This is a genomic window from Streptomyces sp. SID5785 (assembly GCF_009870065.1).
Taxonomy (GTDB): Bacteria; Actinomycetota; Actinomycetes; order Streptomycetales; family Streptomycetaceae; genus Streptomyces.
Map to the genome: position 1 here is coordinate 1 of NZ_WWIA01000555.1, position 7,155 is coordinate 7,155.

Genomic DNA, 7,155 nt, shown 5'->3' on the forward strand with positions numbered 1-7,155 from the left:
CGCCCGGCCGGCTCGCCGCCCTCGTCGAGCCCCGGCGACACGCCGTGCACGTCCGCGCGGGCGGGCAGCGGGTCCGAGCGCACCCCGTCGGGCACACGGACCGTGCGGGGCGCGGCGAGCGGGTCGCGCAGCGGCTCCTGCCGCCAGTGCCGGAAGTACGGAGTGAACACCGCGAAGTGGTCCTTGCCCGCGGGGGTGACCCGGCCCGGCGCCACGGCCGTGGTCACCGCGTCGTGGACCACGATGCGGCAGCCCGTTCCCTCCAGCGCCGTGCGCAGCCGCTCCTCCCGGCGGCGCGCGAACGCGCTGTGCCCGGCCGCCAGATGGACCTCGCCCGCCCCCGACTCCCGCACGACGGACGCCACTTCCCGCGCCGTGTCGCCGCGGCGCAGGACGAGCCGCCCGCCGCGCGAGCGCAGGCCGGCGTCCAGAGCGGCGAGGCAGTCGGCGAGGAACGCCAGCCGGTTCGGAGCGGCGAAGCCCGCGGCGTCGACCCCCGGATCGCGCACGAACAGCGGCACGATCGCCCCGGCGCCGCGGAGGGCGGCGCGCAGCGGCGGATGATCGTGCAGCCGCAGGTCGGAGGTGAACAGCACGACGGAGACGTTCACGGCGGACTTCCGGTCGGGACGGCGCGGCTCCCGCGCCGCGCTCACCCTACGTGCACCCGCGGACGCAGTTCGCGATCCGGCTCGGCCTCGCGCAGCACTTCCCGGGTGACCGGCGCGATCTCCCCCTGCCCGAAGAGGAAGAACCGCAGGAAGTTGGCGAACGGGTTGCCCTCCGTCCACTCGAAGTAGATGTGCGGGCGGGTGCTGGTGAGGTCGCGGGCGTGCAGGAGGAGCGCCGCGAGCGCGTTCGGCACGGACGAGCTCTCCACGGTGAGGACCCGGTAGCGCCCGTGCAGCAGCTCGCCGCGGACCGTCAGCCCGGCCTCGAACTCGGACGGGTCGGTGACCGTCACCTCGACGAACACGAAGTCCTCGGTGCCGGTCAGGTCGTTGTCCTCGTGGATCTGCTCGATCTTCTCGCAGTACTCGGGCACGTCCCGGCGGTCCGGCTCGTTGGCGATGTAGCGCGGCACCCCCTGGGCGATGTCACGGATGAAGCGCTCCGCGGTCCCGTCCAGCTCGACCTGGGTGACCCGGAGTTCGAAGGCGCGGCCGAGCCGCGAGAGGAGGGACACCAGGATGATCCCGGCGATGAAGCACGCGCCGATCTTCACCCCGTCGGGGCGTTCGATGATGTTGACGACGGTGGTGTAGAGGAACACGGCGGCGATCAGGCCGAACGCGACGCTCCAGCGGCGCTGGCCCGCCTTGCGCGCCGCGATCGTCACGGCGATCGCGGCCGAGCAGATCAGCACGAGGACGCCGGTCGCGTAGGCGCCGCCCTGCTTGTCGACGTTCGCGTCGAACAGCCAGGTGACCAGGAAGATCCCCCGGAGAGGCGTCGCGTGCCTCACATCCGCCCGCCACCTGCTGGTACTGCGGTCAGGCCACGTCCGTGTGCGTGGTCGGCGGGGGAGCCGCGGGGGCCGGGAGCGAGGACGCGGCGGCCGGGGCGTACTGGGCGGCCTGAGCCGTGAACATCGACGCATAGCGGCCCCGGGCGGCGAGGAGTTCGGCGTGGGTGCCCTGTTCGACGAGCCGGCCCTCGGCGAGGACGAAGATGCGGTCGGCGTGACGGACGCCCGACATGCGGTGCGTGACCAGGACGACGGCCCGGTCGGGAGCCGCGAGCCGGCGGATGCGGTCGAAGGCCTCGATCTCGGCCTCGGGGTCGAGCGCGGAGGTGGGCTCGTCGACGATGAGGATGCTCTCGCCGGTGCAGGTCGCGCTGCGCCAGTGCGTGCGGGCCAGACCCAGCTTCTGCCATTCGCCGCCGGACAGTTCGATCGCCCCGCGGAACATCCGGGCGAGCAGGCTGCGCAGGCCGTCGGGGAGTTTCGCGACGACGGGCCGGGCACCCGCGTAGTCGAGCGACGCCTCGAGGTCGTCGGGACCGACCGGGTGCTCCGGGCGGCCGATGCGGATGTTCATCGCGGCGGTCACGGGCCAGCGCTGGAAGTCCTGGGTCAGCAGCGACACCCGGTCGTACAGCTGGGCCCGGTCGAGGTCCTGCACGCGCGCGGGGCCCCAGCGCACGGTCCCCTCCTGGGGCAGCAGCAGACCGGAGAGGATCTTCATCAGCGTGCTCTTGCCCGAGCCGTTCTCGCCGACGACGGCGGTGACGGAGCCCATCGGGAGGGTGAGGGACACCTGGTCGAGCGCGGGCGTGCCGCGGTCCGGGTAGCGGTAGGTGACCGCGTCGAGGACGATCGCGTCCACCCGCTCGGGCATCGGCTCCCCGCCGGCGGGGATGGCGCGCTCGGCGGCCTCGACGAGGAAGCGCGCGTGGTCGCGCACGTAGAGGGACTCCTCGTGGAGCTGGTTCACGTTCATGACGAGCGCGCCCAGGCTGGCGGAGCCGGACCGGACGGCGATCACGGCGGTGCCCGCCACGGCCAGCTCCATCCGCCCGCCCAGGATGAGCGCGATCATGGTCCCGTACGTGACGGCCATCGCCAGCCCGGACAGCGCGGACGCCACCCACTCGGTGACCGCCTTGCCCGTGGCGAGGCGTTCCTGCTCGGCCTCGGCGCTGCGGGCCATGCCGCGGTAGCGGTCGAGCAGGAACGGCCCGACGGCGTGGATGCGCACCTCCTGGGCGGCGGTGCGCTCGGTGAGCAGATTGCCGATGAGCCGGCTGGCCCGGACGTGCTCGATCCAGCTCATCATCGACACGTACCGCTCCTGGGCGACCCGCATCGCGCCCCATCCGCGCGGCGCCGCGATCACGAGCAGCATGGGAAGCAGCGCCGGATGCAGGACGGTCAGGACGCCTGCCGTGGCGATCAGCGTGATCGTGCTGTTGAGCGCCGAGACGCAGGCGCCGATCATGCGGCGCGCGGACGCGGGGCCGTACTGGGCGACGTCGATCAGGCGGCGGAAGTCCGGGTCGTCGATGGCCTCCAGCTCGACGGCGGTCGCCGCGGCGAGGTACTGGGTGGTGGCGATCCGCTCCACCAGGGGCTCCAGGCGTCCGGCCTGTGCGGTGGACCAGCCCGCGAGCGCGGAGTTGACGACGGCGACGCCTGCGGCGGCGAGCAGCCCCGGCAGCAGCGCGTGCAGCCGGTCGGCGGCGGTGCCCGAGCCGAGCAGGGCGTGCATGACGGCGTTGACGGCGAGCAGCCCGACGGCGGCCGCGACGCCCTGGGCGACCTCGCTGACGGCGACGACACCCAGGGCGCGCCGGTCGGCCTGCCACGCCATCCGCAGGGTGGTGCCGACGAGCCGCGGCATCTGGCGCAGCGCCGAGCGCATGGTCAGGTCGAGGCCCGCGTGCTCGTGCAGCGACCAGCCCATGTCGTAGCGCAACGGGCCGCCGAACAGCTCCCGTTCGGCGTCGGACACTTGGGGTTCGGCCATGCGGACCTTCCCGAAGAACCTCTTCAATGTGCCTCCTCGGCGGGTGGTGACGACCGCGTGGGGCGGGTCGCCGAGGGCGCAATGTAGAACGGGAACCACGGGTGTGGGGCGGCCACGGGAGAGGTGGGACGGGTGGGCCGCATGCGGTGAATCAGTCCGACGCCGAAGGGGGCGCGGGGCAGTCGTGCCCCCGCGCCCCCTCCGGTCTTCGGCGACCGTCCCACCGGCCGCCGAGCGCCGACCGGCGCTCGGCGGATCCGGCCGGTCGGTCAGTCCTGGGCCACAGCCGGCGGCGCGGCGTCGACGCCCCACCGCGTCGGCTCCCCGGACAGACCGATCCGGATCGTGCCTGCCCGCAGCAGGTCCTCGTGGGACAGCCAGCTGCGCCGCAGCGACTTGCCTCCGGTGCGCACCGAGGACACGTACTGCAGCTCGGACGCGTCCGCGCCCGGCGCCTCGATCCTGATCGGCCGCCCGTGCGCCGGCCGGATCTCGACCTTCTCGAACATCGGGGCCGACACGAGGTAGCGCGCCGATCCGGGCTGCGCCTCGAACACGCCGGCCATCGCGAAGACGAGCAGCGACGAGGTGGCGCCGAGGTCGTCGTTGCCGGGCATGCCGTACGCGTCGTCGGTGAACAGGGTCCGCATCGCGCGCAGCACCGCCGACGTCTTCCACGGTGCACCGGTCCACGCGTACATCCAGGGGGCGTGGAAGTCCGGCTCGTTGTTCGGGTTGAACGCGAAGTTGTTGTGGTAGTCGTACGCGCCGGTCACCCAGGAGTCGGTGGCGGCCTTCGCCGGGTCGGACAGCACGGTCGGCATGTCGAAGAACGTGTCGAGGCGCTGCTCCGCCGCGTCCTTGCCGCCCATCAGCCCGTACAGCGTCTGCGGATCCTGCTGGGCGAGCCACTGGTACTGCCACGCGGTGCCCTCGTGGAAGGCGCCGGACTGGGTCGGGTCGGTGTCACCGGCGGCGGTGCCGTCCGCGTTCCGCGTCACGGGGAAGCCGGTGAAGCCCTTGGAGGAGACGCCGGAGTCCCACAGCTTGGTGAAGTTGTCGCAGCGTCCCGCGAGCGTGTCCGCCTCGTCCTCGTGTCCGAGCCCGCGGGCCATGGTCGACAGGGCGCAGTCGCCGAGCGCGTACTCGAGCGTGGCCGAGCCGGCCTGCCGGCTGTCGCCGAACGTGTAGCCGGGCAGGTTCCGGTACCCGACGAAGCCGTTCTCGACGTACGTGGGATTGCCGTCGCGGCCGCGGAAGACCGACTGGTCCTCCGGCACCTCGTTCGCGTTCTTCCACAGGGCGTCGAAGAGACCGCGGGCGGTGCGGTCGTCGAGCAGACCGCGGTGGTAGAGGTCCACGATCCACGGCGTGACGGGGTCGCCGCTCATCACGTTGGTCTCGCCGTTGCCGAGCCCCCAGCGCGGCAGCCAGCCGCCGTCCCGGTAGACGTGCAGGAGGGACTTGGCCATGTCGGTGGCCTTGTCCGGGTTCAGCAGGGCGACCAGCTGGTTCTGGGAGCGGTACGTGTCCCACAGCGAGAACATCTGGTAGTACGTCGAGTCCGAGCGGTGCACCCGGTCGTCGAAGCCGCGGTAGCGGCCGTCGACGTCGGAACCCACGGACGGGTGCAGGAGCGAGTGGTAGAGCGCGCTGTAGTACGTGCGCCGGTCGGCGGTGCTGCCGCCCGCGACCCGCATCCGGTTCAGCTCGTCGCGCCAGGCGTCGTGCGCGGCGGAGCGGGTGCGGTCGAAGGACTTCTGCTGCTCGGCGTTCCGGTTCAGGCGCGCGCCGTCGACGGAGGTGTAGGAGAGGCCGACCGAGGCGCCGACCTTGTGGCCCTTGTCCTGGTCGAAGCTCAGCCAGGCACCGGCCCGCTTACTGCCGCGCTTCGCCGTGCGCAGGCCGGGCGTGAGGGTGTCGTCGGTCCAGGTCCCGAACGCGGAGAAGGACCGGTCGAAGCTGGCGCTGAAGTAGACGCGGTAGCGCTCCTTGCCGGTCTCCCCGCAGAAGTTGCCGCCCTGCACCCAGCCCTCGACGGTGTGGTCGCCGACCACCTCGATGTCGCCCGCGTAGGTGCTGCCGTTGCTCTCGCCGGCCTCGATGAGCACGTTCTGCTCGCCCGACCCGGCGGGGAACGTGTACTGGTGCCGGCCGGTGCGCTCGGTCGCCGACATCTCGGCCTCGATGCCGTTGTCGAAGGTGACGCCGTAGTAGCCCGGCGAGCGCTTCTCGTTCGCGTGGCTGAACTTCGCGGCGTACTGCGCGGGGTCCGAGGAGGTGACGGCGCCGGTCGTGGGCATGAACCGGATGTTGCCCATGGTCTGGCAGCCGACGCCCGAGAGATGGGTGTGGCTGAAGCCCAGGATGGTGTCCTGCGCGTAGTCGTAGGAGGCGTACTTGTTCAACTGGGTGTCGGGGCTCAGCTGCACCATGCCGAACGGCGCGGCCGCGCCGGGGAAGGTGGTCCCGTCGCCGTTGTTGCCGATCGAGGTGTCGACCAGCGTGGTCGGATCGGCGGCGAAGCGGGGCCCCTGCTCACGGGCGCTCGCGGAGCCCGCGGCGGTGACGGAGGCGGCGGCCAGAGTGGTGACGATCAAGGCGGAGGTGAACGCGCGTCGAAACGCTCGCATCGCGATCCTCTCGTGCGACAACGTTGTCAAAGGGATTCCTGTCGATCTTCGTCCCGTGGGCATGCATCCGTCAATGGAGCACGGGCGCCTTCTCACGGATGGCGGTCGCGGACGCGGGTGAGCAGGCGCGGCCCGGTGGATCGAAGGAACATGGAGAAAGCGGGAGGAACCAGCAGGCGCCGAGCAGACGGGAGTGCCGCACGTGGGTGGCGGGCGCGAACACGGCAACACCGAGGAGCACGACGCCGAGATGCGCCAGCTCGACTCCCTCAACCGGCTGGCCGGACCGACCGCGGACGGCACCGGCAAGGCGCCCGAGGACCTGCGCCACCGCGGCGCCGACCTGCTCGTCACCGGTCACGCCCTGGCCCGCGTCGCCTCGCTCGGGGAGGCGCTGGCCCTGATCGGCCGGCTCGGCGGCCCCGCGCTGCCGCTGTGCAGCCAGGCCGTGTTCCGCGCCGACCGCGAAGTGCTGCACTGCGTCGGGCAGTTGGGGCTCCAGGAGGAGGAGGCCGACGCCTACCGGCTGCCCCTGGAGACCGTGCACCCCGCCGCCCAGGTCGCCCGCACGGGCCGGCCGGTGTTCCTCTCCTCCCCGCAGGAGTTCTGCGACCGGTTCCCCGACGCCCCCGAGCTGTCCGACCGCACCGGTCAGGTCGCCTGGGCCTTCCTGCCGCTGACCACGTACGGCCAGCTCACCGGCGTGTGGATGGCCGCCTTCGACGCGTCCGTCCGCATCGGCGACGGGCTCGGCACCTTCCTGATGACGCTGGCCCGGCTGCTCGGCCGGAGCATCGAGCAGACCTACGACGGGCAGACCGACCGCGCCCTGTCGGAGACCCTGCGCAGCAGCATGGGCCGGGTCGCCTCCGGCGTCGAGGGACTCAGCGTCGCCGCTCGCTACGTCCCCACCGGCGGCGGCCTCATGGTCGGCGGCGACTGGTTCGACAGCATCCGGCTGCCCGGCGGCCGCCTCGGCCTCGTCATCGGCGACGTCCAGGGCCACGACGTGCAGGCCGCCGGGCTCATGTCCCGTCTGCGCACCGCCATCA

General features: G+C 72.5%; 4 protein-coding genes and 1 pseudogene. 1 reads left to right on the top strand and 4 read right to left on the bottom strand.

Annotated elements, in window-relative coordinates; genetic code table 11:
- The 4 genes and pseudogenes from GTW43_RS17940 to GTW43_RS17955 all read right to left on the bottom strand — a co-directional run.
- On the bottom strand, positions 1-611 hold a 611-nt coding region (locus GTW43_RS17940), incomplete at its 3' end, for a deoxyribodipyrimidine photo-lyase (RefSeq protein ID WP_161303035.1).
- A gap of 41 nt (positions 612-652) precedes the next feature.
- Positions 653-1,435: pseudogene (locus GTW43_RS17945) on the bottom strand (amino acid transporter); the annotation flags it as partial.
- A gap of 58 nt (positions 1,436-1,493) precedes the next feature.
- Complete coding sequence (locus tag GTW43_RS17950; protein ID WP_202501591.1) at positions 1,494-3,470, bottom strand: ABC transporter ATP-binding protein; 1,977 nt, start codon at positions 3,468-3,470, stop codon at positions 1,494-1,496.
- Between the two features lie 269 nt (positions 3,471-3,739).
- Positions 3,740-6,070 carry a GH92 family glycosyl hydrolase gene (locus GTW43_RS17955; RefSeq protein ID WP_237536662.1) on the bottom strand — a complete coding sequence of 777 codons (2,331 nt, stop codon included), beginning with the start codon at positions 6,068-6,070 and terminating at the stop codon, positions 3,740-3,742.
- A gap of 235 nt (positions 6,071-6,305) precedes the next feature.
- Between GTW43_RS17955 and GTW43_RS38505 the strand changes: the two genes are divergently transcribed.
- Positions 6,306-7,155: SpoIIE family protein phosphatase (locus GTW43_RS38505; protein ID WP_161303034.1), on the top strand; the 850-nt coding region annotated here is incomplete at its 3' end.